The 775-nt window shown below is 67.6% G+C and carries 1 protein-coding gene; it reads right to left on the minus strand.

The annotated features are described in order from the left end of the window. Positions 1 to 583, minus strand: a 583-nt coding sequence (locus HX774_RS18440; protein WP_255500551.1) for an oxygenase MpaB family protein, incomplete at its 3' end; no start/stop codon positions are given. Positions 584 to 775: the final 192 nt, after the last annotated feature.

Consider the following 775-nt stretch of genomic DNA (forward strand, 5'->3'; position numbering starts at 1 on the left):
CCGAGACGGGGGCCCCCGTCGCACCATAGAGGCGGGCGGAGGGTGCGGCCTCGGCATAGGCCCTATCGACGTCCACCGGGGACAGACGGCTGACATAGGCGTCATAAGCGCCGATAAAGCCGAAACCGGCCGTCGCCTGGACCCAGTCCAGCAGATCGACGTCGTCGGCGGAATAGGGGGCGCCGTTCGAGGTCTCGCCGCTCACCTTGCCATGCATCCGGACGACGGCCGCAATCATCCTTTCGGCGTCGGAGCGGGCGCCGTACACGGTGACCATCGCCGCCATGCCCGTCCGTTGCAGACGGCGCAGCGGATCGCTTCGAAAGCTGGAGTGATCCCAGACGCCGGCCCGAACCCGAGGCTCGGCCAGTTCGAGAATGACCGCCGCGATCCCGCCGATGAACAGGGAGACCGGGTTCTTGAACACGCGCCACGAGACCGAGTCCGGTCCGACCAGGGCAGGTTCGCCCGCTGGCTGCGTGAAATCGACCGCCCCCGTGGCCGAGAGCATGCGCCGGGCCGCGGCGTCGATGGGACGTCCGACCAAGCCGGGCAGAGGCGTGTTGCAGATGACGACGGACATGGATGTCTCCGAAGGGCGGAACGCTCGCGACGACAACGTGCCGCCGGGGCCAAAGGTCCAACCGGGTTGGGCGTCAGCAGGGGCCGCTCTGCCTGGAGGCCGGGTTTGCCCACCTGTGCTGACCTGTGACGCGACATGATGAGGATGTCTGGGAATCTGCGAAAAGGGCCTTAGTGCCGGTGTAATCGGGCC

Origin of the sequence: Brevundimonas sp. P7753, assembly GCF_013386595.1 — a bacterium.
Classification (GTDB): Bacteria; Pseudomonadota; Alphaproteobacteria; order Caulobacterales; family Caulobacteraceae; genus Brevundimonas; species Brevundimonas bullata.